This window comes from Flavobacterium zepuense, assembly GCF_007097145.1.
Taxonomy (GTDB): Bacteria; Bacteroidota; Bacteroidia; order Flavobacteriales; family Flavobacteriaceae; genus Flavobacterium; species Flavobacterium zepuense.
In genome coordinates, this window is the sequence record NZ_VJVZ01000011.1 from 21,207 (window position 1) to 46,479 (window position 25,273).

General features: G+C 42.8%; 26 protein-coding genes. 7 read left to right on the forward strand and 19 right to left on the reverse strand.

Features of this window, described 5'->3' with window-relative positions; all coding sequences use genetic code 11:
- Nucleotides 1–39 precede the first annotated feature (39 nt).
- A complete protein-coding gene (locus tag FMM05_RS15790) occupies nucleotides 40–834 on the forward strand; it encodes a DUF3298 and DUF4163 domain-containing protein (protein WP_143374367.1) in 795 nt (264 codons plus the stop codon).
- 35 nt (nucleotides 835–869) lie between these two features.
- Here the strand turns inward: FMM05_RS15790 and nadD are convergent, their stop codons facing one another.
- The 5 genes from nadD to FMM05_RS15815 form a co-directional block, all read right to left on the reverse strand.
- Nucleotides 870–1,454, reverse strand: a complete 585-nt coding sequence (nadD, locus tag FMM05_RS15795; protein WP_143374368.1) for a nicotinate (nicotinamide) nucleotide adenylyltransferase — start codon at nucleotides 1,452–1,454, stop codon at nucleotides 870–872.
- Between the two features lie 205 nt (nucleotides 1,455–1,659).
- Complete coding sequence (gmk, locus tag FMM05_RS15800; protein WP_143374369.1) at nucleotides 1,660–2,232, reverse strand: guanylate kinase; 573 nt, start codon at nucleotides 2,230–2,232, stop codon at nucleotides 1,660–1,662.
- Nucleotides 2,233–2,330: 98 nt separating this feature from the next.
- On the reverse strand, nucleotides 2,331–3,188 hold the full coding sequence (locus tag FMM05_RS15805; RefSeq protein ID WP_143374370.1) for a YicC/YloC family endoribonuclease: 858 nt from the start codon (nucleotides 3,186–3,188) through the stop codon (nucleotides 2,331–2,333).
- A gap of 94 nt (nucleotides 3,189–3,282) precedes the next feature.
- The gene (locus FMM05_RS15810) at nucleotides 3,283–3,636 is read right to left on the reverse strand and encodes an arsenate reductase family protein (RefSeq protein WP_143374371.1); all 354 of its coding nucleotides are present in this window, start codon (nucleotides 3,634–3,636) and stop codon (nucleotides 3,283–3,285) included.
- A gap of 18 nt (nucleotides 3,637–3,654) precedes the next feature.
- On the reverse strand, nucleotides 3,655–4,062 hold the full coding sequence (locus FMM05_RS15815) for a hypothetical protein (RefSeq protein ID WP_143374372.1): 408 nt from the start codon (nucleotides 4,060–4,062) through the stop codon (nucleotides 3,655–3,657).
- 117 nt (nucleotides 4,063–4,179) lie between these two features.
- Here FMM05_RS15815 and FMM05_RS21040 point away from each other — a divergent pair, with 117 nt between their 5' ends.
- The 3 genes from FMM05_RS21040 to FMM05_RS15825 all read left to right on the forward strand — a co-directional run bounded on the left by FMM05_RS21040 (nucleotide 4,180) and on the right by FMM05_RS15825 (nucleotide 6,856).
- Complete coding sequence (locus tag FMM05_RS21040; RefSeq protein WP_185965608.1) at nucleotides 4,180–4,356, forward strand: hypothetical protein; 177 nt, start codon at nucleotides 4,180–4,182, stop codon at nucleotides 4,354–4,356.
- A 21-nt stretch (nucleotides 4,357–4,377) separates the two neighbouring features.
- Entirely contained in the window at nucleotides 4,378–4,656 is a 279-nt protein-coding gene (locus FMM05_RS21300; protein ID WP_143374539.1) for a copper resistance protein NlpE, read from the forward strand.
- 145 nt (nucleotides 4,657–4,801) lie between these two features.
- Nucleotides 4,802–6,856, forward strand: a complete 2,055-nt coding sequence (locus FMM05_RS15825; RefSeq protein ID WP_143374373.1) for a site-specific recombinase — start codon at nucleotides 4,802–4,804, stop codon at nucleotides 6,854–6,856.
- A 38-nt stretch (nucleotides 6,857–6,894) separates the two neighbouring features.
- Here FMM05_RS15825 and FMM05_RS15830 read toward each other — a convergent pair whose 3' ends face one another.
- The 14 genes from FMM05_RS15830 to FMM05_RS15895 all read right to left on the reverse strand — a co-directional run bounded on the left by FMM05_RS15830 (nucleotide 6,895) and on the right by FMM05_RS15895 (nucleotide 20,764).
- Complete coding sequence (locus FMM05_RS15830; protein ID WP_143374374.1) at nucleotides 6,895–7,671, reverse strand: peptidase MA family metallohydrolase; 777 nt, start codon at nucleotides 7,669–7,671, stop codon at nucleotides 6,895–6,897.
- A 98-nt stretch (nucleotides 7,672–7,769) separates the two neighbouring features.
- Nucleotides 7,770–8,759: a TerC/Alx family metal homeostasis membrane protein gene (locus FMM05_RS15835; RefSeq protein ID WP_143374375.1), complete on the reverse strand. Its 990-nt coding sequence runs from the start codon at nucleotides 8,757–8,759 to the stop codon at nucleotides 7,770–7,772.
- Nucleotides 8,760–8,771: 12 nt separating this feature from the next.
- Nucleotides 8,772–9,767, reverse strand: a complete 996-nt coding sequence (locus FMM05_RS15840; RefSeq protein ID WP_143374376.1) for an NAD(P)H-dependent glycerol-3-phosphate dehydrogenase — start codon at nucleotides 9,765–9,767, stop codon at nucleotides 8,772–8,774.
- Nucleotides 9,768–10,171: 404 nt separating this feature from the next.
- On the reverse strand, nucleotides 10,172–10,627 hold the full coding sequence (locus FMM05_RS15845) for a DinB family protein (protein ID WP_143374377.1): 456 nt from the start codon (nucleotides 10,625–10,627) through the stop codon (nucleotides 10,172–10,174).
- 92 nt (nucleotides 10,628–10,719) lie between these two features.
- Nucleotides 10,720–11,460 (reverse strand): tetratricopeptide repeat protein, encoded by a 741-nt coding sequence (locus tag FMM05_RS15850; protein ID WP_143374378.1) that lies wholly within the window; start codon nucleotides 11,458–11,460, stop codon nucleotides 10,720–10,722.
- Complete coding sequence (locus tag FMM05_RS15855; protein WP_143374379.1) at nucleotides 11,457–11,840, reverse strand: GxxExxY protein; 384 nt, start codon at nucleotides 11,838–11,840, stop codon at nucleotides 11,457–11,459. The genes FMM05_RS15850 and FMM05_RS15855 overlap by 4 nt, the downstream gene beginning before the upstream one ends.
- 233 nt (nucleotides 11,841–12,073) lie before the next feature.
- Entirely contained in the window at nucleotides 12,074–12,253 is a 180-nt protein-coding gene (locus FMM05_RS15860; protein WP_143374380.1) for a hypothetical protein, read from the reverse strand.
- An 88-nt stretch (nucleotides 12,254–12,341) separates the two neighbouring features.
- Nucleotides 12,342–14,153 (reverse strand): BatD family protein, encoded by a 1,812-nt coding sequence (locus tag FMM05_RS15865; protein WP_143374381.1) that lies wholly within the window; start codon nucleotides 14,151–14,153, stop codon nucleotides 12,342–12,344.
- Between the two features lie 66 nt (nucleotides 14,154–14,219).
- Nucleotides 14,220–15,059 (reverse strand): tetratricopeptide repeat protein, encoded by an 840-nt coding sequence (locus FMM05_RS15870; protein WP_143374382.1) that lies wholly within the window; start codon nucleotides 15,057–15,059, stop codon nucleotides 14,220–14,222.
- On the reverse strand, nucleotides 15,059–16,093 hold the full coding sequence (locus FMM05_RS15875) for a vWA domain-containing protein (protein ID WP_143374383.1): 1,035 nt from the start codon (nucleotides 16,091–16,093) through the stop codon (nucleotides 15,059–15,061). Before FMM05_RS15875 ends, FMM05_RS15870 begins: the two co-directional genes overlap by 1 nt.
- A 2-nt stretch (nucleotides 16,094–16,095) precedes the next feature.
- Complete coding sequence (locus FMM05_RS15880) at nucleotides 16,096–17,100, reverse strand: vWA domain-containing protein (protein WP_143374384.1); 1,005 nt, start codon at nucleotides 17,098–17,100, stop codon at nucleotides 16,096–16,098.
- A 1-nt stretch (nucleotide 17,101) separates the two neighbouring features.
- Nucleotides 17,102–18,718 carry a flagellar basal body-associated FliL family protein gene (locus FMM05_RS15885; RefSeq protein WP_143374385.1) on the reverse strand — a complete coding sequence of 539 codons (1,617 nt, stop codon included), beginning with the start codon at nucleotides 18,716–18,718 and terminating at the stop codon, nucleotides 17,102–17,104.
- A 22-nt stretch (nucleotides 18,719–18,740) separates the two neighbouring features.
- On the reverse strand, nucleotides 18,741–19,607 hold the full coding sequence (locus tag FMM05_RS15890) for a DUF58 domain-containing protein (RefSeq protein ID WP_143374386.1): 867 nt from the start codon (nucleotides 19,605–19,607) through the stop codon (nucleotides 18,741–18,743).
- Nucleotides 19,608–19,759: 152 nt separating this feature from the next.
- The gene (locus FMM05_RS15895) at nucleotides 19,760–20,764 is read right to left on the reverse strand and encodes an AAA family ATPase (RefSeq protein ID WP_143374387.1); all 1,005 of its coding nucleotides are present in this window, start codon (nucleotides 20,762–20,764) and stop codon (nucleotides 19,760–19,762) included.
- Nucleotides 20,765–21,097: 333 nt separating this feature from the next.
- Here FMM05_RS15895 and FMM05_RS15900 point away from each other — a divergent pair, with 333 nt between their 5' ends.
- The 3 genes from FMM05_RS15900 to FMM05_RS15910 all read left to right on the forward strand — a co-directional run bounded on the left by FMM05_RS15900 (nucleotide 21,098) and on the right by FMM05_RS15910 (nucleotide 24,998).
- Nucleotides 21,098–23,122 (forward strand): zinc-dependent metalloprotease, encoded by a 2,025-nt coding sequence (locus tag FMM05_RS15900; RefSeq protein ID WP_143374388.1) that lies wholly within the window; start codon nucleotides 21,098–21,100, stop codon nucleotides 23,120–23,122.
- A 147-nt stretch (nucleotides 23,123–23,269) separates the two neighbouring features.
- Nucleotides 23,270–24,139, forward strand: a complete 870-nt coding sequence (locus FMM05_RS15905) for an aldo/keto reductase (RefSeq protein ID WP_143374389.1) — start codon at nucleotides 23,270–23,272, stop codon at nucleotides 24,137–24,139.
- Nucleotides 24,140–24,245: 106 nt separating this feature from the next.
- Nucleotides 24,246–24,998 (forward strand): SDR family NAD(P)-dependent oxidoreductase, encoded by a 753-nt coding sequence (locus FMM05_RS15910; protein WP_143374390.1) that lies wholly within the window; start codon nucleotides 24,246–24,248, stop codon nucleotides 24,996–24,998.
- The last annotated feature ends 275 nt before the right edge of the window (nucleotides 24,999–25,273 follow it).

Here is a 25,273-nt window from a genome sequence, read left to right on the forward strand (position 1 = left end):
CCTTATTAACCTTTTGCAAAACAATAACACACTTACTGTATGAAATATTATGTATCGTTTTTTGCTGCCGTGCTATTATTGGCGAGCTGCAAAAATGAAAAAGAAGAAACCGTAACCGAAGAAACCACTGTTGAAAAGCCTGTTGCACTGTCTTTTGAGAATAAAGAGTACGAGCAAAAAACTACGTTGCCGGGCAAAGACCCTAAAACCTATGTAAGCATAAGTGTGCCGGATGCGGTTGGTGGATCTTCCGTTGTGGCCGATACCATTAACAACAAAATATTTCATGTAGTACGCAGTATTGTATATTTTGGCGAAAAGCCAACCGATGCTAAAAGCTACAAGGAATTAATGGCATCTTTTATAGGGTCGTATGATGAGCTTGCTAAAAAATACCCGGATGATCCCATGAGTTGGGAAGCCAAGATCAAAGCAACGGTTGATTACAAAACCGATAGCATTATCAATATAAAACTGCATAACTATATGTTTACAGGCGGCGCGCATGGTTATGAAGGCGACAGGTCGCTTTTATTTAACGCACGTACCGGGAGGTCGTTAGTATACTCGGATATTTTTAAAGATGAGAAAGCCTTTACCGCTTTTGCCGAAAAGAAATTCAGGGCCAAGTATAAAATTCCGGCAGGCAAGCCCATTAACGCAACCGGACTAATGTTTGAAGGCGAAAAGTTTGCGCTTCCGCAGAATATTTTCTTTAAAGAAAACGGCATCCTGCTGTACTACAACGCTTATGAAGTTGCTGCCTATGCCGAACAGCAAAAAGAGGTAATGATACCGTATAGCGAAGCGGATGCCTTTTTGAAAATGAAATAGTAAATGGCTTTAAAATGCGCTATTATATCTGACTATTATCGCCTGTAAAACAAATTATGCTCTACATAGTCCCACACTTTTGCGGGCAGGAGCGGGCGCACATTTTTACTTTGCTTTATGCTGTTACGAATAAAAGTAGAGGAAATTTCTATTACCGGTGCATCTACACAGTTTATGCGTGCGTTAGTGGCAACATTTGGGTGAATTTCATCCGGGTTGTTAATGCGCGGATATACATAAATGTCGTGGTTTTGAAGGATAACTTCATAATTTTTCCACTTGTGGAGCGAATTGAGGTTGTCTTCCCCCATTAAAAGGGAAAACTCATGTGTAGGGAACTTCTCCCGCAAATGCGCCAGCGTATGCACGGTATAATTAGGCTGTGGCAGGCGGAACTCTATATCACTTGGCTTTAGTTTAGGGTAATCTTCGGTAGCAAGAAAAACCATTTGCAGCCTGTGATGGTCGTCTAGCAGGGTACTTTTCTTTTTAAGCGGGTTATGCGGCGTTACCACTAACCATACCTGATCGAGCCCGGTATATTCGGCCATATGGTTGGCAATTATAAGATGCCCTGCATGTATGGGGTTAAATGTACCAAAGTAAAGGCCTACTTTCATTTTTTGTTGTTTTACCGAGGTCGTTGGTAGAAATTATAACATACTCATGTTCATTGCGAGCGTAATGCAATGAAGCGCGGCACCCGAGGGCTTCGCCCGAACTGACGAAGTAATCTCATTCATTATGTTTCAGATTGCCGCGTTCGTGCATCCGCAATGACAATGCCTGCTGAAAAAACTGCAACCTCGACTGAAAACTTTCTTCTTAATCAGCCAAAAACTGTTTTACCAGCTCATAAGCTTCAGCCTTAGCCGTATCAAGGTCGTAATTTTTTATTATGGTATCAAACTGCGGGGCCGTTGCTAACTCTACCGATGCCTTGGCTATGCGCATGTTTATCTTGTCTTCGCTCTCTGTGCTGCGCTTTTTAAGGCGTATTTTAAGCTCATCGATGCTTGGCGGCTTAACAAAAACGGCAAGGGTTTCGTTAGGGAATTTACTTTTAATGCGCAGGCCACCGGCCACATCAATATCAAAAATAACGTTTTTGCCTTCTGCCCAAAGGCGTTCCACCTCGCTTTTAAGCGTGCCGTAAAAGTTATCACGGTATACCTCTTCCCACTCAATAAAATCGTCGGCTTTAATGTGTTTTTTAAAGTCCTCCAAGCTTATAAAATGGTAATGCTCGCCGTGTACCTCATCTGCCCTGGCATCGCGTGTGGCAGCCGATACCGAGAATGCAAGGTTAAGCTCGGGGTGTGCCAGTAAATGTTTAACTATAGTGGTTTTACCCGACCCGGAAGGCGCCGAGAATACCAGTAATTTTCCGTTCTTCATTAAAAATAGTTTGGAGTTTATCGTTTAGGGTTTAGAGTTCAGAGTTAACGCCACGCAGGCACTCAAAACTACAAACTCTAAACCCGAAACAATAAAACTTATAATACGTTAAGTACCTGTTCTTTAATTTTTTCCAGTTCGTCTTTCATCTGCACTACCAGTTTTTGCATTTTTGCATGGTTAGATTTAGAGCCCATGGTATTTATTTCACGACCCATTTCCTGGGTTATAAAGCCAAGCTTGCGCCCGTTTGCTTCGCTGCCCGCAATGGTTTCTATAAAATAATTAAGGTGGTTTTCCAAGCGCACTTTCTCTTCTGTTATGTCCATTTTCTCAAGGTAGAAAATAAGCTCCTGTTCAAAGCGGTTCTCGTCTACCGTTACCTTAAGCTCATCTATAGAGGTGCGAAGCCTGTCTTTAACCGTTTGAAGGCGCTCACCATCCAGGGCAACCGTTTCGTTCATCAGGCTTAAGATGTTGCCTATCCTTATCAAAAATTCTTTTTCTAACGATGTTCCTTCCGATATCCTGAAGTTGCCGATATTCTCTAATGCCTCGGTAATTACACCATCAATAGTAGCCCAGTCGTTCTCGTCTATCTCTTCACGCTCGGTTTTAAGGGCATCAGGCATGCGCACTGCCATTTTAAGCAGTTCGGTCTCATCGCCATCTACCACTTCCTTCATTTGCTTAATGTAGGCCTTAACAATGGGCACATTAATTTTAGACGATGTCTCCTCACCGGTAACCTCAACAAAAAGGGAGAAATCTATCTTACCGCGCTCCAGCTTTTGGGCTATCTTGTTACGAAGGCCAAGCTCCATTTCGCGAAAAACCGAAGGCATCCTAACGTTAAGGTCGAGGCCCTTGCTGTTAAGCGATTTAATTTCTACAGTAATTTTTTTGTTGGGCATTTGCAGGGATGCTTTCCCAAAGCCGGTCATCGATTGTATCATTCAGAATGTTATATTAAACAAAGATAATAAAAATAAGCGAGTGGCTTTAAAGAGTTAAGTTTTCAGTCGCAGTCTCAGTTTGCAGCGGTCATCATCACTTAGAAAGATGCTCTGTAGCGGCCTGTACGTTTTTAGGGCTATTACCCACAAACACGTGGTCGCCGGCTACAATAACCGGACGGCTCAGGAACGTGTAATGCTCCATGATGAGGTTCTTGTAATCGTCTTCGGTAAGTTGTTTGTCTTTAAGGCCGCGCTCTTTATAAAGCGTAGCCTTGCGACTAAAGAGCGCCTCATAACTGCCCGCCAGGCTTTTAAGGTGGTCTACCTCGGCCTCGGTCATGGGTTGTTTTTTAATATCGTGTAGTTCAAAACGTTCGGTATTGGGCAATGCTTTTATAATTTTGCGGCAGGTATCGCAGGTGCCTAGGTGGTATATTTTGTTCATTATCAACCATCTGTAAGGTTACTCAATCATTATCCCATCTTTCCATATAACGGGAATTTCGGCAACATCGGCTTCGTTTATGGCACCTGATTTAAACACAAAATTCTTGTCATACAGCGTATTACCTATAAAGTACGACAGCATAAACGAGTTATCCAGTACCAGTACGCTGTCTTCAATCATTTCAATTTTTACGGCACTAACGGGCGGCACCTCAACAAAGGCATGGCGCAGCATCGATGTTTTACGCTCCTCACCTTCAATAATGCCGGTGGCGGTGCTTACAACAATAACATTCTCCAGGGCAAAATCGCTGTCGTTTACCAGGTAGGCATACCAGGTTTTGGCCATAAAATCGTCGTTCCATTCCTGCACGGCGGCTACGTATACATTCTCTACTTTAGGTATTATAATATCTTTTTTCATGTTTAATTTTTCACTTTTGGATTTTGTTTTAAAGTTTTTTACTGCCAACCTTAAGACTTCTTTATGAACCTGCGCTTTAATTTTTAAGTACCTTTAAAAATACAAAGTTATAGTATTATGAAAACATTACAAATTATATGCTTGTTTGTGCTGATAGGTTTTGGTACAAGCTGCAAAAAAGAAGCGGAAACTCCCTCTGTACAACAACAGGAACAGGGCACATTGCCTGATTCTCCCGTAGATACCGTTGCGCCACCTGTTACCGATACCCTTAATAGCTCTCAAACGCCTTGAACTGGTAGGTATTCCGGTACACTGCCCTGCGGCGACTGTAGCGGAATTAAAACCGAACTGGCTATTAATGCCGATAAATCCTACTCGCTTTCCTCCCAATACCTGGGTAGGGAGGCAAAACCCCATGCGTATAAGGGTACCTTTTACCATGATGAGGTCACTGGGATTATTACCCTTGATGCCGAGGGCGACCACCTGAAGTTTAAGCTACAGGACGGCAGCCTTAAAAAACTCGATAAGTTTGGGGATGATGAGCAGGGAGCGCCTGCAGAGCAGTATATCCTTAAAAAGGTGGACTAACCGTGTTACGGTTTTCGGGATGTAACTATTTAAACAAATATGCCTTCCCATATTTAAACCTCTTAATCAAATACTAAAATTGCTTTACTGTAACGCATTGTAGCTTCTGATTTGTATTTTTACAGATTAACACGTTACAAAATCTATGAAGTTCAGGAAAACGAAAGCCTTAATTACCCTGCCGGAATTCTTCAAAATTAATTTTGATGATAACAACCTATGGGAATATAAGGCCAATGAGGTAGATCTTTTGGCAGAGCTGGTAGATATCATTCGGCCCAAACACCCCGAAACCGCCCTGCCTACCAATTTAGAAGAATTATTATCACTGCTAAAAAACAACGAACGCTACCGTAACGGGCTGTCGTTCTATATAAAAGGCCTTTTAAGCAATAAAAAATTCAGTAAAATACTAACCGATGCCGGTATACTTGCCGATGCCGATTTCTTTTTTGAGGTGCGCAAACGCATGCTTGCCAAAATATTACCCGACCAGCCGCTGCAAGACACGCTGGAATATGTGCTCAACCAGGTGTTCTTTAAAAAATCAGACCCCATATGGCTTAACACCATACCAATGTACCAACTGGAAGAGCTTTTTGTGGCATTACAGTTTCGGTCGCTATATGATTCAGGGGAGAATAACAGCCCTCTTGCCGAACTGATCTTTGCTATGGAAGTGCTTATTCACCGTTTTGCAGGCCGCGCCCTTGAGACTGATGTGATACAAATGGTACCTGAGTATGAAAACCGTGAAAGCCCGTTCCTGGCGATACAAAAGGAATTCGCCCTGCTTACAGAAAGGCTTATGGAGGAGCGCCTTAACTATGTTTCGCCCGATGATCTTGGCTACCGCCAGCTTTTGGTACTACAGCACCAGTGTATCGACTACGTAAAGGCTGCTTTTAAGAACAGTGAGAAGTTTGGGATATCGCTTAGGGTTAACCAAAACCTGCTGCGCATACAGCAACAGTTAGAGCGCCTTGGGGTTTTGCTGCCCCTGCTTGCCGTTGCCGATACCGGCGAAGCACACCGCGACACCATTCGCCTGTCGCTTAGCCTTATTACCTACAATTGCGATAAAAATAATGTGCGCAAGCTTATTAACGAGAGCACGCAGCTACTATCGTATGAGGTTACCCAGCACACCGCCAATACCGGCGAGCATTATATTACCAAAGACCGCTGGGAGTATTTCCGGATGTTTTGGAATGCCAGTGGCGGCGGAATTATAGTGGGCATATTGTGTATTATAAAGGTGTTTTTAGGTAGGATTGATACCAGCGCCTTTGGGCATGCCTTTTTTTACAGCATGAACTATTCGCTGGGCTTTATTGCTATTTATGTTATGGGTTTTACGCTGGCTACCAAACAGCCCGCCATGACCGCCGCCGCATTGGTACGCGCCCTGGAAGCCGACCGTAAAAAACAGGATGTACAGGCTGCCGAAAAACATATGGCTTTCGCCGAATTTTTTGCGAGGGTTTTCAGGTCGCAGTTTATTGCCTTTGTGGGTAATGTTATAGTGGCGTTTCCCGTGGCGTGGCTGGGAATCTGGCTTATAGACATTATTTTTAAATACAACCTGGCGCTTACCAAGTGGTACCATTTAGTGACCGATTTAAGCCCTATACATTCGCCTGCCATATTGCACGCGGCTATTGCGGGTGTTTTCCTGTTTCTATCCGGTATTATTGCCGGTAGCGTTGCCAACCGCGACAAATACCGCCATGTATATTACCGCATTCAGGAACATCCGCTGATTAAAAAGAGCTTCGGGCGCATACGTGCCCAAAAGTTGGCCAAACTCTACGAAAAAAAGTGGGCGGGTATTATCTCTAACTTTTGGTTTGGGGTATTTATGGGCAGTACAGCCTCTATAGGTATCTTTTTAGGCCTGGATATCGATATCCGCCACATCACCTTTGCCAGTGGTAACCTTGCCCTTGCCCTTTACGGTGCCAACTACAATATTTCTACCGAGCTTTTGGTTTGGGGTGTTGTGGGTATAGGTGTAATTGGGCTGGTAAACTTTTTGGTAAGTTTTGGGCTGTCCATGGGGCTGGCGTTCCGTTCGCGTAACATTCCGTTTTATGAGCTTGGGCCGATTGCAAAAGCAATATGGAAACACTTTAAGCGCAAGCCGGGCTCGTTTTTCTTTCCCAGTTTTAGGAAGGCATCAAGTGCTGTGGAAGAGTAGGAGGGCTGGCAATACTAAAACGTAGCCTTTACCATCTATCATTCACATCCTTTATTAAAAGTATCCCAGTCAAATGCTACACCTTCAGGATATTTCTTTTTAAGGCGGGTTGCTATGCTATCTTCCACTACTTTAAAATCAAAGCCGTAAATCTCCCTAAATTTAGCGTAGCCACCTATCCATAAATGCTTAAATTTTTCCATACCATAGGTTTCCATGAGGTAGCTAACAAGGTAGGCGCTTTGGGTATACGTAATCATATCGTTATAGCCACCGCTCCAAAAATTGTTGGCTAAGTCGGCAGCAGGTATCAATTTACCGCTTTGCATGTAATAACGGTAAATTTGCTCTAAACTGTAAGGGCTGCACGTGCCGCCGGCATAGGTGGCAAGGCCTTCATTGAGCCACGGTTCGGCATTATGTCCCCACTTTTGCATGGCAATCATGTGCATCATTTCATGCTTTACAGGCGAGTTTTTTAACTTTAGCACCGAGTAAAATTTAGGCAACGGGTACATAGCCATTCCCTGTGCTGCCATACCGGTAAGTTTAAGCATCTCATCGCGCGAGCTTAAAAATTCGATATCCATCTTATATTCAAAATCCTTTTCGCGTATAAGTTCAAGGTTTTCTTTAACCGAATCGCGGCATAATTTTATGTAGGCTTCCCTTTCGGTTAACGATATACTCTCCGGGAAATAATAGGTAATGTTATCTATAGTAGTAACGTTGCGGATGTTTTGGCTCCATCCCTGGGCATAAAGGTTTAGGCAAAATAACAGCGATGTAAAAACAAGGAGCGTAGTTTTTTTCATGGTATAATTGTGGTTTATACTATAACTACATATTATAAACAATTAGTATTTGCTGCACGGATAATTTTACGTTACCGCAAACTGCGACTGATCACTAATTACTTTCCACCATCCTTAGCAGGAAACATAAACGATACCACAACCGCGCCTAATAAGATACCGCCTACCACTGCTAAAGACATTGGCGACGAGATATGCACAAACGGACTTATAAGCATCTTAATGCCTATAAATGCCAGTATTAGCGCCAGCCCGTAATGCAGCTTGCTGAACATGTACATAAAGTTGGCAAGCAAAAAGTACAGCGCCCTAAGCCCAAGTATGGCAAAAATGTTTGAGGTGTAAAGAATAAACGGATCGTTTGGTGCAATGGCAAAAATAGCGGGGATAGAATCTACCGCAAAAATAAGGTCGGTAAATTCTATAACGGCAACCACAACTAATAGGGGAGTGGCAAGGCGTATGCCGTTTTCCTTGATAAAAAAGCGATCGCCTTCAAAGTTTTTGGTCACTTTAAAAAAGCGGTAAATGATCTTTGCGCCGGGGCTTTTAGAAAAGTCTTTGTTCTCGTCTTCATCTTCGTGAGATGACCATGACTTAATCCCTGCAAAAATTAAAAAGAAGCCAAATAAGGAGAGTATTACGTTGATGCGTACGTTTTGCCCCAAGATGTTTATTTCGGGCAGATACGTAAGGTTTATAAGCTCTACGCCGGTAAATATAAAGATGGCCCTAAAAACCAGTGCCCCAATAATACCCCAAAACAATACCTTATGGTGCAGGTGTTTGGGTACATTAAAAAACCCAAAGACCATAATGAATACAAAAAGGTTATCTACCGATAGGGCTTTTTCTATCCAGTAGGCGCTTTGGAATTTTGCAAAGGCATCAAAATCCATCACAAAATAAATAACGCCACTAAATATCATGGACAAACTTATCCATACAACCGACCATGTTAAGGCTTCTTTATTGCTAACCACATGGCTGTTTTTATTAAACACCCCAAGGTCCAGCAAAAGCATTATTACCACCGTTACACCAAATATGGCCAGTACAGCGGGATGGTTTATAAGATGGTCATGCATAAGTATAGCTTGTTAATCCAGTTTTTCGGTCAGTTTTTTAAATACCTGCTTGGCGTCGCCACCTTCGTATAAAATATTGTGTACGGCATTAATAATTGGGGTTTTGGCACCGTACTCCTGGTTGAGTTCCCAAGCGCTTTTAGCGGCATAATACCCTTCGGCCACCATGCTCATTTCCATCATGGCGCTTTTAACGGTGTAGCCCTTGCCTATCATGTTGCCAAACATACGATTACGCGAAAATATAGAATATCCCGTAACCAGCAGGTCGCCCAGGTAGGCCGAATCGTTTATGTTACGCTTCATTTTATGCACCTTGCGGATGAATTTTTTCATTTCGCGTACGGCGTTACTCATAAGTAGCGCCTGAAAGTTGTCGCCATAACCCAGGCCATGCGCCATACCCGCAGCAATAGCGTAAATGTTTTTAAGCATCGCGGCATACTCGGTACCAATAATATCGTCGGATATTTTGGTTTTTATGTAATGGCTGTTGAGGTTTTTAGCCATAATGCCCGCTTTCTTTTCACTGCCGCAGGCAATGGTAAGGTATGAAAGGCGTTCTAGGGCAACCTCTTCGGCGTGGCATGGGCCTGTAATAACGCCTATATTATCATAATCTACGTTATACTTTTCATGAAAGTGTTCGCCTACAATAAGGCTCGTTTCGGGCACGATGCCTTTAATGGCCGAAAAGATAACTTTATCCTCTAGGCTTACCGTTAGTTTTTCCAGCTCGGTGCTTAAAAACGCCGATGGTATGGCAAAAATAACGTAATCGGCATAAGCTACAGCCTCGTTAATATCGTTAGTTAAGATAAGTTTTTTAGTATCAAACTCAACAGAGCTAAGGTAGTTGGGGTTGTGTTTCTGGAGTTTTAAATGTTCTATAGCATACGTGTTGCGCATGTACCAGGCTATTTGGTTTACGTTTACGCAGAGCATTTTAGCTATTGCCGTTGCCCAGCTTCCGCCGCCTATAACTGCGAACTTAGGTGTATTACTCATCTTTAGTTTAGTAGTTTGTTTTCCATTGCCAAAAGTACTTAAAATTGACATACTTTCTAATAAACCTATCTAATTGTAAGTTAACGCCTTAAATAACATTAACATTTTTTTATGATAGTTTATACAATGATGTATGCCTCCTGCCGTTATTCTATTGAATTTTGTTTATAATTCTCAGGATTATTACAAGGTTAGTTAAATTTTTTGTTTTTGGTGTTTTAAAAGGCATTCATGTTTTACGTGGATGCCTTTTATAGTTTAATAAAGTTACTAAAAACGATGTAGTGGTTGTATAAAGTAATGTTAAGTGTGATTTATGTGCAGAATAACAAAAATGTATTTGCCTGTAAAATATGCTTAAAAAGCTAAAACATTTTCTTTTGTCTCAAAATAAAGAGATTTTACTAAACCAATTTCCTCAACTGCAACATAATCCCTAAATGTATTGCTTCGTGGTAGTTGTTAAATGCAATAGCATCTTCTATAGTTAAAAGATCAAATCCCAGTTCGCTTTTACGCGCGTTATAAGACGTAAAAAGTCCGCTGCGGTAATCTTGCTCAGTTTTTTCCAGCGGAGCGAATAGCAGGCTTCTTATCTCCTCTGCTTCGGCTTGGGTAGCATCGCGTTCTGGTTTAGTGCCGCGCATGTAGCGTGCAATAAGTTCTTCGCTCACATTTGGCTGCTGATTGGCGCCTTTATATACTAATGCCTGCTGCGACACAATAATATGCCCAATATGCCATATCAGGTTATTATTATGCCCTTGCGGAATTTTGTTGAGCTGTTCCAGCGTATAATTTTCAAAATACTGGTTAAATATTTCGCGGCTCTTGCGTGTAATTTTAAATTCGGTTTCCATTGATCGGTTTATGGTAGTTTAGATTATGGATTACGGGTTTTGAGTTGCGGGTTGAACTCGAAACCCGCAACTCAAAACCCGTAACCGGTAACTTATTTAAGCTCTTTAATAGCGCCGGCATCAATCCAGCCTACACTGTCATCGGCCAGTACGATCTTTTTCCAGTTATCTACAGTTTCGGTCACATTTACTTTAGTGCCTTCGTGCAGAATAAAAGCATCCTGCGATTTAGCATTGGGTTCGCCCTTAACCGAAACCACCTCGGCAAACACAATAGCGGGGTTTTGGCGGCTGTCATGCGATTTTACATATACTGCCGCGATAATGTTTAGCACAATGCCCAACAATACAACAAACATCCCCACAAAAAAAATACGCTTAAGCAATGTAGTACCTGCAAGATAGTACCCTAAAAACAGCGCAAGGAAAAATGCAGAGAACGACACCGCTATCCACGCCCAGGTGTCGTAATGATAGCTGCCCGTAAGGTTATGCACTATTTTACCGAAGCCCACTTTAGGCGTGGCTTTAATATCATCTATCACCATTTTATTGGCAAAAGTAAGGTTAACCTCGGCATCTTTATAACCGGGGTTAAGCAGCAGTGCTTTTTCAAAATTATAAATGGAAGGGGCTACTTTATCCAGTTTATAATAAGCGTTGCCGAGGTTAAAATATACCTCAGCCGATTCTTTACCCTGTTTCAAGATACCCTCATACTCCTGTGATGCACCGTTGTAATCGGCTTTGCGGTACAGGGCGTTGCCTTTATCAAAAGACTGCGCGGCAAGCAGCTGCGTTAAAAATAATAGTATGTATGCTAAATTTTTCATTGTAATGTTCCGTTTATAACCCTTTTTATTCCATCCTTAATGAGGCGGACATTAAAATTTATTAAATAACCCAATTTACAATCTGATAATTTAAGGTAGGTAAGAAGCTGGGCCAAATGGATATCTTTCAGCTCTTCTACTGTTTTGATCTCAATTATAAATTTATGTTCAACCATTATATCTATACGATAGCCAAGTTCTAATTTAACTTCGTCATAATATAGTGGCATTGCTTTTTCTTTTTCTACAAAGAGTCCTTTATTATGTAATTCGTAACATAAACATTCGCAATAGGCACTTTCTAATAATCCCGGACCTAACTTTTGATGTACCTTTAAAGCGCTTTCAAACACTATTTTTGCAATTTCGTTTTCTGTCACTTTTCTATAATTTTTTTACCACAGTGTGATTTTTTACCACAAAGACACAAAGGTTTTTCACTAAGATCACAAAGTTATTTTTGAACACACAACGGACAACCTTGTTGTCTACAAAGAACACAAAGCTGTCCGGCAAAGCCTTGTGTTCTTCAGGTTGTTTACAACCTGTAATCTTAGTGCCTATACAGCTTTGTACTTCTTTGTGTAAACATTGTGTCGCGTAGCGCTTGTGGTTAAATTTTACCACAAAGGCACAAAGCTTTTACGAACAGCTTAGTTTTCTTCAGGTTGTAAAACAGCCTGTCTTCTTTAGTGTCTACACAGCCTTGTGCTTCTTCATTTAAACCTTGTATCGCGTAGCGCTTGTGGTTGAATTTTACCACAAAGACACAAAGGTTTTTCACTAAGATCACAAAGTTATTTTTGAGCACACAACGGACAACTTTGTTGTCTACAAAGAACACAAAGCTGTTCGGCAAAGCCTTGTGTTCTTCAGGTTGTTTACAATCTAATCTGCTTTTCTAAAGCAGTAATAACACTCACAGCACTGTCATAATCCTGTTGCATGGCCGTGCCGCTCGAAGGCGCATATCGTGCAAACTCGCAATTATCCATAATAAGGCTAAAGTTATTTACAGTATCCGGATCGGCCTTACGAGATAACAATAGCTCGCGGATGTTCTCACGGCTCAGTTCAGATGTTTCAATATTCAGTTTGGCCTTAAGGAAATTGTGCAGCGCTTTTTCCAGTGCCAGGTAAAACGGCTCTTTGCTGCCCAGTTGTTTTTTGGCTTCGCCTAAGAACTTACGCGCCAGTTTGTTATTCTGGCGGATCTTGTTACCTGTAACATCGCTGTCGTAGGCCTCTTTCTTCTTTTTAAGAAGCACGATAACAGGGATTAAAAGGAACGGAATGAACAACAGTGCATAAAACAACGTTGACCCAAAGAAATCGTCCCTGCCCGTAGCTTTAAGCGAAGTTCCCAGGTTTATGAACCTGAAGGTTTCACCCGGCTCCGGTTTTTTCTTAGCCGACTGCGGCTGGTTAGCAGCTACAGAGCCTTCCGGCATGGTGGTAACGTTTATCATTACCTCGTCGCTGACGGCGGTTTTATATTTTTTGGCAATAGGGTCAAACCACGAGAATTCCATGGCCTTAATAGGGTACTTGCCCTTGTTGTTGGGCACTATGGTGTACACATCGCTTATGCTGCCGTTCATGCCGGTAAGCGGTGTTTTTACGTCTTCTTTATGCTCCGGGTCGTACATCTCTAATGCAGCAGGTACAACCGGTTTAGGCAGTGTAAACAGCTTAAGGTTACCTTTGCCCGATACACTAACCGTTAGCTGTGTGCTCTCGCCACCTTTAAGCGTGGTTTTGCCCGGTGTAACTTTAAAATCAAAATTACCCACGGCACCTCTAAAGCTTTCCGGTTTACCGGCTTCCGGCAATGCTTTTACATTAATATATTTTTTACCGGTTGTAACCGACATTTTCTTTGTAGTGGTAAACGATCGGCCAAAGATGTCCCTGCGGCCGGTAGGCACCTCAACATTCAGTTCTATCACTAAAGGCTCAAGTTCCAGCCTGCCGTCTTTTTGCGGGTACAGCACTGCTTTGCGCAATAATACATAACGATAGGGCTGACCTTTATAGGTGCCTTGTTGTACCTTCATTTGCTTGCCGTCTACAATTTCTATCTGGCTCCAAAAGTCGTTGTACTTGGGGCTTTCTTTTTCAAAAAAGCTGGAAACACTGGTGGTATTACTTACATACAACTTATACACCACATTAACCGGCTGGTTAACATAGGGGTTGTTGTTGCTAACCTCAGCAACAATGTGTATACCGTCCTGCGGATCGGTTTCCGGTTCGGGCTCCTGCTGTTGTTGCTGGCCATATGGGCTGTACGGATTGTAAGGCCGTGTTTGCGGCTGCGGGTTAGGGTTTGCCACGGCATCGCCTACCGTTATTTTAAACGGCGATGTTTTATAGGTAACACCACCAATTTCTATTGTGGCCTGGCCCACGGTAAACGTACCCTTAGCTTTTGGCTGAAGCACATACGTATAGCTTTTGCTAAAGCTGCGCTTGCCGTTAACCCAGGAGTTGCTTATCATCTGGCCGGGGCCCGATGCTGCAAAGCCTGCAAAAGTGGGCGGACTAAAATTATCCCCGTCTTCATTCATGCTAAATTCTACGCGCAGCCTCTCATTAATGCCCACCTTGGTGCGGCTGGGCGTTGCCTTAAATTCTACCTGGGCATAAAGGCCCTGCAGCGATAGTAATAATAGTAAGATGTACTTTCTCATTGTATCGTTTCCTTAATCTGGAAAATAATTACATTTTTCAAATTAGTAGTTGTACCGGTGTTTATGTTACCAGTCTTTTTCCTGTCGTTTAGGCTGCCCTTTAACACGCTTGGCGTTAAGCTTATCCTGTACTTTTTTCTCTTCGTTGTTCATGGCATCAAGCATATTTTTCATTTGCTCTTTGCTTGGGCTGGCATCGCTTGGGTTAGCATCGGCTTTTTTATCCTGGTCTTTGCCATTGCCGTTGTCTTTATCCTTTTGATCGCCTTTGTCCTTGTTCTTATCTTTCTGGTCGCCCTTATCTTTATTATCCTGGTCTTTATCCTTGCCTTTGTCGCCCTTGTCCTTATCGTCGCCTTTATTTTTATCCTTTTTGTTGTCCTCAGGTTTTTGGCTCTTATTATCATCCTTGCCCTTAGGCGGGTCTTTCTTATCATCTTTAGGCGGTGGGTTCTTTTTAAGCATGTCCTTTGCCAACGCAAAATTATAACGGGTTTCGTTATCGTTGGGGTTATTGCGCAGCGCATTTTTATAAGCCTCTACCGCAGCCTGGTAATTTTTTTGTTCCATAAGCACGTTACCCATGTTATGGTAGGCCATGTGCTTTTGCTTTTTGTCTTTAGCGTTCTCTGCGGCTTTGGCGTAAGCATACAGCGCTTCTCCGGGCTTTTTTTGCTTGTAAATGGCGTTGCCAAGGTTATACGATGCTATGGCCTTTGTAGGTGCTTTTGAGTTCGACATACGGTACTCTGCCTCAGCATCAACGTAATCTTTGTTCTCAAAATCCTCATTGCCTTTCGGCAGATTGTTGTCCACCGGTTCTTTAACCGCGGCCTCTTTTTTCTTTTCCTGCGAAAAAGCCAGTAGGGCACACAGCAGGAAGCTATATGTAAGTACTTTTTTCATTATTCTTTTTCGTTAAACAGGTTAAGTTTGGTTATCCAGTTTGTTTTGCGCTCCAGGAAGAAAATATCCAGGAACAGCAATAAGAACGCCGCGGCTAAAAACCACTGGTATTGCGACTCATACAAAGCCACTTCTTTACTTTCAAACTCTGATTTTTCGATATTCTGCAATGCATTCTTAACATAATCAGTCACTTCGCGGCTGCTGCCGCCATAAATGTAACCGCCTTTAGTGCGCTCTGCAATGGTTTTAAGGGCATCGGGATACAGTTTTGTAATAACCGTTTCGCCCTGGCCGTCTTTTTTATAACCCTCAATGCGCCCGTTTACCTTTAGCGGAATAGGCCCGCCTTTCTCGGTACCCATACCTATGGTAATAAGCTTTATGCCTTTTTTTTGCGCCTCGGCGGCTGCCTCTTCGCTGCCTTCGCCGTGGTCCTCACCATCCGATAGCAAGATAACCAATTTACTGGTTTGCGCATCATCAAAAAATGTACCTGCCAGGTTAATGGCGTCGCTAATGGCCGTGCCCTGCGATGATACCATATCGGTATTCATGTTCTGGAGGAACATCTTGGCAACACTATAATCGGTAGTAATAGGTAGCACGGGGTAAGCGCTGCCGGCATAGCCGATGATGCCTATCCTGTCGGATCCCAGGCTATTGATAATCTGAGATACGATTTGCTTGCTTTTTTCGAGCCTGCTTGGGGCAACGTCTTCGGCAAGCATACTTTTAGAAACGTCTATGGCAAAAACAATATCAATGCCCTCGCGTTTAACCGTCTCTGTACGGGTGCCTATTTTAGGGTTAACCAATGCGATAACAATGGTGGTAAGCGCCAGCAATACCACGGTTAGCTTTAGGGCGGATTTAAACACCGACCGTTGCGGACTCAGTTTTTTTACCAGTTCCGGGTTACCAAACTCGCGCTGCTTTTTGCGTTTCCAGTATAAATTATACAGGAAAATAAGCACCAGCACGGGGATGATGCCCAATAAATACAAATATTTTGATTCGTCTAACTCGTACATACCTATATAAAGCTTCTGTAAAGGGTTTTACGTGCAACCGCCTCAGCCATCAGCAGCCCAAAGGCCGCCCATACCCATGGTCGGAATTTTTCGTCGTAATTATAAAACTTTTGTTCCTCTATCTCGGTGGTTTCCAATTTATTTATCTCGTCGTAAATGGCTTTCAGCTTGCTGTTGCTGGTAGCCCTAAAATACGTACCATCGGTTTTTTTGGCAATTTCTTTCATAAGTGCCTCATCTATCTGCACGGGCATCATCTGGTATACAAAGCTGCCATCGGGCCTTTTAGCATACGGAAACATGGCATTACCGTTAGTACCAATACCAATGGTATACACCTTAATACCATATTCTTTAGCCATATCTGCCGCCATACGCGGGTCTATAAAGCCCGAGTTGTTTACACCATCGGTAAGTAAAATAATAACCCGGCTTTTGGCCTTGCTTTCTTTAAGGCGGTTAATGGCAGTGGCAAGGCCTACGCCAATACCCGTACCGTCCTGCAGCACCATATCATCATACTTAACCGATTTTATAGCCTCTTTAATAAGAGCCTTATCGCTGGTTACAGGCGTTTTAGTATAGCTTTCGCCGGCATATACCACAAGGCCTATCCTGTCGTTAGGGCGGGCGTCTACAAAGTCTTCGGCTACGTCTTTAAGGGCTTCCAGGCGGTTGGGCTTAAGGTCTTTTGCAAGCATAGAGCCCGATACGTCCATAGCCATTACAATATCTATACCGCGTGTGGTGCGTATTTTGTTGTTGATATCTACACTCCTGGGCCTGGCAAGGCCTACAATGACAAAGCTTAGTGCCAATAGCCTGAAGGCAAACAATACCGGTTTTAGCTTAGCAAGGATAGAAGGCGCTGCCTTAAACCCGTTAAGCGAGCTTATGCTTAATGTTGGCGTTTGCTGCCTGCGTTTCCAGATGTACCAGCCAATAGCCAGCGGAAGCAGTGCAAACAGCCAGAAGAAACCGGGATTTAAAAAAGTTACGTCTTTCATATTATTGGTTCTGGTTTCTCAGTTCGATAGAATTTTTAATACGCTCCAAAATTTGTGGTGCATATTCGTCGCCATCCTTATACAATACAAGTACCTGCTGCAGGCCTTGCTGCTGTTTAAACAAGTACATTTCATAATATGCCCTTACCGGTTTTTTAGTTATAGCATGCTGCATAGTCATGGTGCCAAACGAGCGTATGCCCTGTATACCGCCATGGGTAGAGAACTCCTCGGTTTTAAGCAGGATGTTTCGTGCGCCCTGGGTTTCCCAAGTTTTAGATAAACCTTCTACTATAAGATTAAGATCTATATCTTTTGGCTCTTTAAATATTGTTGTACCTACTGTAATATATATATCGCCAAACAGCTCTCCATATACAAAAGAATTAATGTCTTTTATAAAGGCCATAGCATCTTTTGGGGTAGTCTTTTCGGCATCGGCACGTTTAAGTACTTTAGGCGTTTCTATAATAATACCCGGGTTGCCGTATTCGCTCTTAACCCATTCGCCTTCTAAAAGTTCTTTAGTAGGGGTGCCAAAAATACCGCTATCGTTCATAATGGCATCTACAACCAGCCAACCCACTATAAAACTAATGACAAAGGCTACTGCACCAATTATCTGGTTCCTGCGTTTTTTCTCTTTCTTTTTGCGCTGCGCCTCTTCCCACATTTTGGTGTGAATTTCGTCGTCTTCCTTTTCAACAGGAATGCTGCGGTCTATCACCACAATGGTTTTTTCTATACGGCTGCGGTCTTCGGCAATTTCAAATTCCATAGGCCGGCTCTTGGCAAATTTTACAAGGTCGGCGTTGCGCAATACCTGCTCTAATTGCTCAAAAGTTTCGGGGCGAAGGCTCATTTTACGGCGCTGTGTAGCGCGCCGCATGGCCTCTATAAGTTCGCCGGTGGTGCTTTCCATTGCCGGAATGTGAATAGCCTCTTCTATATACGTACGGGCAATATCTGCCAGTTCGCTGTAGTATTCTTTAACCTCGCCTCTTTGCAGTAGTTCTTTCTTTTCAAGATCCTGCAATTGCGATGTTGCTTTCTCTATAGGGGTTTTAATAACCGCTTTTTCTTTTTTGATTGGCTTTTTCCTGTTTTTGAGGTAGTACCAAACGCCAAAGGCAATGGCGGCAGCCACTAAAATACCAATTAAGATATATACCCAAATACCAACGGTAGAATCTGCCTTAGCAATAGGTTTAATGTCAAACATTTTTTGTTGAAGGGTGTCTACCTTAATGTTGGCTATTTCCAGCACGAGTGAATCGGACTGGACGGTTTTGTTGTTGATAACCACCGGCAGGCGCGGGATAACAAAACGGCCGCTGTCAAATTGGGTAAGGCCATATTTTTTAACCAACTCATAAATAGCACCTTTGCGCAGGGTATCTATCGGATACGACTCTATAACCTCCAACTGGCCAAAGGTCTTGCCTTCCGGAAAGCTTACCGTAGCGCCGGTATCTACCGTGGCTTTAAGGGTAAGGTTAGCCTGCGAGCCTATTTTTATTTTAGCAGAATCTATACTGGTTTGCAGCGGCTTTTGCTGCGCAAATGCGGCAACGGCCAAAAAGAAAAAAAGTATAGCAAATATCTTTTTAATACTCATTGTTTTCATGTTATAAACCCACTTAGGCACGGGCCTTAAAATAGCCCAGCAGCTTGGTTACGTAAGATTCGTCGGTCCTGGTGTTTACAGCACCGGCGCCACAGCGGCTAAAGGTTTCTTTAAAATACTTAACGCGCTCCTGGTAATACTTTTCATATTGTAGGCGTACCGATTTAGACCCCGTATTTACCAGCAGCGTTTCGCCGGTTTCGGCATCGGCCATATTAACCAGCCCTATATTAGGCATTTGTTCCTCACGCACATCATATACGCGTACCCCGGTAATATCGTGCCTTTTGGCCGCTATTTTAAGCGTATGCTCAAAGTCGCCGCTCATAAAATCGGATATCAAAAACACGATAGCCCTTTTTTTAAGCACACCCGACAGGAACTTAAGCGCCTGCGAAACATCGGTCTTTTTGCTTTTAGGGGTAAACTCTATAAGCTCGCGGATGATGCGCAGCACGTGGCTCTTGCCTTTTTTAGGCGGAATGAAAAGCTCTACCTGGTCCGAAAATAATATCAGCCCTATCTTATCGTTGTTTTGCGTTGCCGAAAAAGCCATGGTAGCGGCTATCTCTGTAACAATATCCTTTTTAAAAGAATTTTGCGTACCAAAGCTTTCAGAACCCGAAACATCTACCAAAAGCATCATGGTAAGTTCGCGCTCCTCTTCAAAAACCTTAATATAAGGCTCGTTGTAGCGGGCGGTAACATTCCAGTCTATGGCACGCACATCATCGCCAAACTGGTACTGGCGCACCTCGCTAAAGGTCATACCACGCCCTTTAAAAGACGAGTGGTATTCTCCCGAAAAGATGTGGTTGCTAAGCCGCTTGGTCTTTATCTCTATTTTACGAACCTTCTTTAATATATCTTTTGTATCCATTTTATTATAGTCTAAAGTCAAAGGTCTTAAAGTTATAAAGCAGCCAGGGTGTTACAATGGCTATGCTTGTTACTTACTACCAAATTTAATTTAAGGCCATAAAGGGAATAGGTACGGGACTTTCGACTTTATGGCATTCGACTTTACGACGATTAAGGAACTTCAATCTCGTTTACTATTTTGTTGATGATATCCATAGAGGTAACGTTCTCGGCTTCGGCCTCATAGGTAATGCCTATACGGTGGCGTAATACATCATGCACTACGGCGCGAACGTCTTCCGGTATTACATAACCCCTGCGCTTGATGAATGCGTAGCATTTTGCAGCAGTGGCAAGGTTAATACTACCCCTTGGCGATGAACCAAAGCTTATAAGTGGCTTAAGCTTTTCTAATTTATATTTTTCGGGGTAACGGGTAGCAAAGATGATATCAAGAATATATTTTTCTATCTTCTCATCCATATACACTTCACGAACCGCCTCCTGGGCACGTAATATCTGCTCTACCGACACTACCTGGTTAACTTTCTCAAAAGCACCTTTAAGGTTGGCACGCACTACAAGGCGCTCATCTTCCATCTTAGGGTAATCTATAACCGCTTTAAGCATAAAACGGTCTACCTGGGCTTCCGGTAACGGATACGTACCTTCCTGTTCTACAGGGTTCATGGTAGCCATTACCAGGAAAGGTTTTTGCAGTTTAAAGGTTTCTTCGCCTATGGTAACCTGCTTTTCCTGCATGGCCTCAAGCAGGGCAGATTGCACCTTTGCAGGAGCCCTGTTAATCTCATCGGCTAATACAAAGTTAGCAAAGATGGGCCCTTTTTTTATGGTAAACTCGTTTTGTTTAATGTTGTAAATCATCGTACCAACAACATCGGCAGGTAACAGGTCGGGTGTAAACTGTATACGGCTAAAGCTACCGTGAACCGCTTGCGATAAGGTATTAATGGCAAGCGTTTTTGCAAGCCCCGGTACACCCTCCAGCAGTATGTGCCCCTGGCCCAAAAGGCCTATAAGCAAACGCTCTATCATGTATTTTTGGCCTACAATAACTTTGTTCATTTCCATGACCAAAAGGTCTATAAAGGCGCTTTCCCTCTCTATTTTTTCGTTAATTGCCCTAATGTCTACAGTGGCAGTGTTTTCTTCCATAATCTTAGTATTGTTTTGGAGTGTGAATTTAATAAGCTTTTTTTACATTGCAAATTCATTGCCGAATTTATTGCCTTTACCTTAAACAGAGTGTTAACGCGTTGTTAACGGTATGTAAGGCTTGTAAAAAACTACATAGTTGGGTTTTAATTATTTCCCTGCAATTTAAAACTAAAAAAGCGTTGCCCGGCAACGGCAGCTTGTACAACGAAAATATTTGCGTAAAAGTATGCAAATGTTAAATTTTTTATGCTGTTGGTTGCAATTATTTAAAGTAAACTACTAACAATAAGGTTGTTTTTGCTATACTTTTGCGCGCAAATAGATAATTTAATGAAACAATTTTTACTCTCCCTTTCTTTTTTAGGCAGCCTTATGGTAGCACAGGCACAGGAAACGCATCAATGTGGTGCTGACGGACTGCACAACCACAAGATGGCAACCGATGCCGGTTATGCAAAACGCATGCACGATTTTGACGCACGCTATTCCAATGGCAGCGTTAAAAAAGGCCCTCAAACTGTAGGTAATTATGTTATACCGGTAGTAGTACACGTTATGCACAAAGGCGAAGCTCTTGGCACAGGAACCAATATTACCGACGAACAAATTAAGGCGCAAATTAAAGCGTTAAACGAAGATTACCGTAAACTATCTGGCGAGGCAGGTAGTGGAATTGGCATAGATACCGGGATTGAATTTGCGTTGGCCGTACGCGACCCGCAAGGTAACTGTACTAACGGCATCACCAGGACCGACATGACAGGAGTAGCGCTTTATATGAATAGTGGCGTTGCTTATGATACACAAAACGGTTTATCTGACACAGCTCTTAAAGCTCTTGATTATTGGAATTCAAATCAATACTACAACATTTGGATTGTATCTGAATTCGATAACGATGAATCTCCTTGGTCAGGCTATGCCTATTTTTCCGCTGCGCATGGGCAGGCTTATGACGGTGCGGTAATACTGGCAGAATATTTTGGTACAGGCAACAGTACAACAACGCACGAGCTTGGCCACGCCCTTAACCTTTACCACACTTTTGAAGGTGACAGCGCCGGTACAGCCTGTCCCCCTGCTGCTAACGGATGTGGCAGCGGACAGGGAGACTGCATAACTGATATAGCAGCGCATAAAAGGACAGATAACTGCCTTACTACTACTAATGGCTGTTTCCCTACTGACACAAACCTTGATTACAGGTATAATTACATGAATTATACCAGTTGTAAAAATATGTTTACACAAGGGCAAAAAGACAGAATGATAGATGCTTTAACAACTATAAGAGCATCTTTGCTTGCGGCCAATGGCAATATGAGCCTTGTACCGCCGGCATTATCATCTGTGGCATTTGATATATCGGGAAATGTTGTTTGCGCCGGCAGCACCATTAAACTTACAGATGCAAGCACCTGCGTACCTAAAACGTATCTTGACGAATCAGACTGGGATGGGCTTACTTTTAACTGGACACTTACCAATGGTACTGATACTTACAATTACAATACACAAAATGTAAATTTTACTCCAACTGAAACAGGAACTTATGATGTTACCCTGAATATAACACAAGGTAATTTTAATGTTTCTAATACTGCTACGGGAGCTATTGTGGTAACAGATCCTTCTGAAATTGCAGAGTCATGCACGCCTTCGCCCGGGCAGGTAGGTAATTTTGGTTATACTATTTATAATGTTGGATTTAATACTATAAATAACAGTACATCTACATATACAGGTGGGTATAATGACTATAAATGTACTACATCTACGATAGTGTATCCGGGAAATAGTTATCCCTTATCTATTGCTATAAACAGCATGAATCAGTACATAGAGCATTACAGGGTTTATATAGATTATAATGGCAATGGCCTTTTTGAAAGTGATGAGATGGTTGCAGATGGCATGATAGTAGACTTAACTAATGATGTTTTTACTACAAGTGTAACAATACCTCAGGATGCAGTACAAGGGCAGCTTTTAACCATGAGGGTTGTTGGTAATGCTGGTGTAGTAACCGATGCGCACGTATCATGTACAAATAGTTTTTTTGTAGGCGATATAGAAGATTATGGTGTGTACATTACAGCGCCACTAAGCACGCCGGATTTTGCTGCTAAAACCATTACTATGGTACCTAACCCAGCTAACAGTACAGTTACTTTATCCGCGCAAAGCGATATAGAATATGTTGTGTTTTATAATATGCTGGGACAGGTGGTATTGCAAAAAGACCTTAATGCAGCACAATCGGTATTAGATGTTGCTAACTTAAGCGCAGGTACGTATATAGTACATGCAACATCACAAGGCAAAACGGCAACCTTAAAGCTGGTTAAGCAATAATATACCTTTACAGGAACAATTTAAAGGCCTGTTTGCTGCTCATTTTGCAGTAAACAGGCTTTTGTTGTTTTTTTAAACTGCTATGTAGCTGTAAGAAAAAATCATTTGATTATTTTTATGCACAAATACATAACTACAAGATTAAGAATGAGTGTACACCTTTCGCCCGTAATCGCGGGCACTATGAACTGGGGCGAGTGGCGGGCTAAGTTTAACCCTACGCAAATGGCTTCTATTATAAACGATTGCATTAGCTACGGAATAACTACTTTTGACCATGCCGATATTTACGGCGGCTATACTACCGAGGCTGATTTTGGCCTGGGCTTTGCGCAAAGCGGCGTGAGGCGCGAGGATGTTCAGTTTATAACTAAGTGTGGTATACAGCACACCGTAGGCAACCGCCCTACAAAAGTAAAACACTACGATTACAGCAAAGACTATATAATTTGGAGTGCCGAGAACTCGCTTAAATTTTTAAAGACCGATTATCTTGATGTACTCCTGCTGCACCGCCCAAGCCCGCTTATGCACCCCGGCGAAATTGCCGAGGCCATACACCAGCTTAAAGGACAGGGCAAGATACGGGAGTTTGGGCTTTCTAATTTTACAAACAGCCAGACCGACCTTATAAAATCGCTATTGCATGTATACTGCAACCAAATAGAGTTTTCGGCAACGGCTTTTCAGCCCATGTTAGATGGCAGCCTTGATTATATGCAGCTGCATAATATAAAGCCAATGGCGTGGAGCCCTATAGGCTCCGTATTTAAAAACGAAAGCGAGCAAAGCCAGCGCCTGCAAACCCTTCTTTTAGAGTTTGTAGAAAAATATGAGGTTACGGAGGATGTTATATTGCTTGCATGGATAATGCAGCACCCGGCAGGTATTGTACCTGTATCGGGCTCGTGTGATACGGACAGGCTTAAAAACCAGGTTAAGGCCGCTAATGTAAAGCTGGAACTTGAAGACTGGTTTGCTATATGGACGGAGAGTATGGGGCATAAAGTGCCATAATTGTTTTAAAGTTAAAAGTTAGAATGTTGTAAAGTTGTTACATTCTAACGTATAACATTCAAACCGGAACATTAAACATTACAACATTTTAACTTTCAACAATACTATGAAGACAGCATTAATAACAGGGGCAACAAGCGGTATAGGCAGGGCTACGGCGCGCTTTCTGGCAAAAAATAAGTTCAGGTTAATAATATGCGGCCGCCGCGAAGACCGCCTTGCCGAGCTGCAGGACGAGTTTAGCGCCCTAACCGATGTGCATACCCTAAATTTCGACGTTCGTAAAAAAAAGGATGTAGCCAAGGCTATTGCCTCTATCCCGGCTGATTTTATGAATATTGATGTGCTGATTAATAATGCGGGCAACGCCCACGGACTGGACCCGATTGAAAACGGCGATGAGGAAGACTGGGATGCCATGATAGATATCAACATCAAGGGCTTGCTATATGTTAGCAAAGAAATAATACCCGGCATGGTAGAGCGCCGCAGTGGGCATATCATCAACATAGGGTCTATAGCCGGAAAAGAGGTGTATACTAACGGTAACGTATACTGCGCCACCAAACATGCGGTTGACGCGCTTAACATTGGTATGCGTATGGACCTTAACCAATATGGCATTCGTGTAGGGGCTATTAACCCTGGTATGGTTGACACCGAATTTAGCGAGGTGCGCTTTAAAGGCGATACTGAACGCGCTGCACAGGTGTACAAAGGCCTTGACCCGCTTTTAGCGGAAGACATTGCCGATATCATCCACTTTGTAGTTACGCGTCCGTACCACGTAAATATTGCCGACTTAACCGTATTGCCAACTGCCCAGGCGAGTGCAACTATTGTGAATAAGAAATTGTAGCTGAGGTTTAGAGTTGCGGGTTGCGAGTGAGAACAATCGTGGCATTCCCCTCCTTTGGAGGGGTGCCCATAGGGCGGGGTGGTTAACTGAACCAAAATTAACCACCCCGGCTTTCAGCCACCCCTCCAAAGGAGGGGAATGCTTACTCCTAACGAAAAAACACGTATAAATTAACCACAAGCGCTTTGCGCCACAAGTATTTTTCGCAAAGAAACACAAGGCATAGCACAAGAGATTACAGGCTGCTTTGCAACCTGAAGAGCACAAAGCTGCAT

Excerpts from the sequence above, each read along its gene's own strand:
- gmk (WP_143374369.1), bottom strand. The coding sequence starts at position 2,232 with ATGAAGAACGGAAAATTACTGGTATTCTCGGCGCCTTCCGGGTCGGGT.
- FMM05_RS15810 (WP_143374371.1), bottom strand. The coding sequence starts at position 3,636 with ATGAACAAAATATACCACCTAGGCACCTGCGATACCTGCCGCAAAATT.
- FMM05_RS15850 (WP_143374378.1), bottom strand. The coding sequence starts at position 11,460 with ATGAAAAATTTAGCATACATACTATTATTTTTAACGCAGCTGCTTGCC.
- FMM05_RS15905 (WP_143374389.1), top strand. The coding sequence starts at position 23,270 with ATGAGTGTACACCTTTCGCCCGTAATCGCGGGCACTATGAACTGGGGC.
- FMM05_RS15835 (WP_143374375.1), bottom strand. The coding sequence starts at position 8,759 with ATGCATGACCATCTTATAAACCATCCCGCTGTACTGGCCATATTTGGT.
- FMM05_RS15840 (WP_143374376.1), bottom strand. The coding sequence starts at position 9,767 with ATGAGTAATACACCTAAGTTCGCAGTTATAGGCGGCGGAAGCTGGGCA.
- FMM05_RS15900 (WP_143374388.1), top strand. The coding sequence starts at position 21,098 with ATGAAACAATTTTTACTCTCCCTTTCTTTTTTAGGCAGCCTTATGGTA.
- FMM05_RS15805 (WP_143374370.1), bottom strand. The coding sequence starts at position 3,188 with ATGATACAATCGATGACCGGCTTTGGGAAAGCATCCCTGCAAATGCCC.
- FMM05_RS15910 (WP_143374390.1), top strand. The coding sequence starts at position 24,246 with ATGAAGACAGCATTAATAACAGGGGCAACAAGCGGTATAGGCAGGGCT.
- FMM05_RS15870 (WP_143374382.1), bottom strand. The coding sequence starts at position 15,059 with ATGAAAAAAGTACTTACATATAGCTTCCTGCTGTGTGCCCTACTGGCT.
- FMM05_RS15865 (WP_143374381.1), bottom strand. The coding sequence starts at position 14,153 with ATGAGAAAGTACATCTTACTATTATTACTATCGCTGCAGGGCCTTTAT.
- FMM05_RS15830 (WP_143374374.1), bottom strand. The coding sequence starts at position 7,671 with ATGAAAAAAACTACGCTCCTTGTTTTTACATCGCTGTTATTTTGCCTA.
- nadD (WP_143374368.1), bottom strand. The coding sequence starts at position 1,454 with ATGAAAGTAGGCCTTTACTTTGGTACATTTAACCCCATACATGCAGGG.
- FMM05_RS15790 (WP_143374367.1), top strand. The coding sequence starts at position 40 with ATGAAATATTATGTATCGTTTTTTGCTGCCGTGCTATTATTGGCGAGC.
- FMM05_RS15885 (WP_143374385.1), bottom strand. The coding sequence starts at position 18,718 with ATGAGTATTAAAAAGATATTTGCTATACTTTTTTTCTTTTTGGCCGTT.
- FMM05_RS15815 (WP_143374372.1), bottom strand. The coding sequence starts at position 4,062 with ATGAAAAAAGATATTATAATACCTAAAGTAGAGAATGTATACGTAGCC.
- FMM05_RS15880 (WP_143374384.1), bottom strand. The coding sequence starts at position 17,100 with ATGAAAGACGTAACTTTTTTAAATCCCGGTTTCTTCTGGCTGTTTGCA.
- FMM05_RS15825 (WP_143374373.1), top strand. The coding sequence starts at position 4,802 with ATGAAGTTCAGGAAAACGAAAGCCTTAATTACCCTGCCGGAATTCTTC.
- FMM05_RS15895 (WP_143374387.1), bottom strand. The coding sequence starts at position 20,764 with ATGGAAGAAAACACTGCCACTGTAGACATTAGGGCAATTAACGAAAAA.
- FMM05_RS15845 (WP_143374377.1), bottom strand. The coding sequence starts at position 10,627 with ATGGAAACCGAATTTAAAATTACACGCAAGAGCCGCGAAATATTTAAC.
- FMM05_RS21040 (WP_185965608.1), top strand. The coding sequence starts at position 4,180 with ATGAAAACATTACAAATTATATGCTTGTTTGTGCTGATAGGTTTTGGT.
- FMM05_RS15890 (WP_143374386.1), bottom strand. The coding sequence starts at position 19,607 with ATGGATACAAAAGATATATTAAAGAAGGTTCGTAAAATAGAGATAAAG.
- FMM05_RS15875 (WP_143374383.1), bottom strand. The coding sequence starts at position 16,093 with ATGTACGAGTTAGACGAATCAAAATATTTGTATTTATTGGGCATCATC.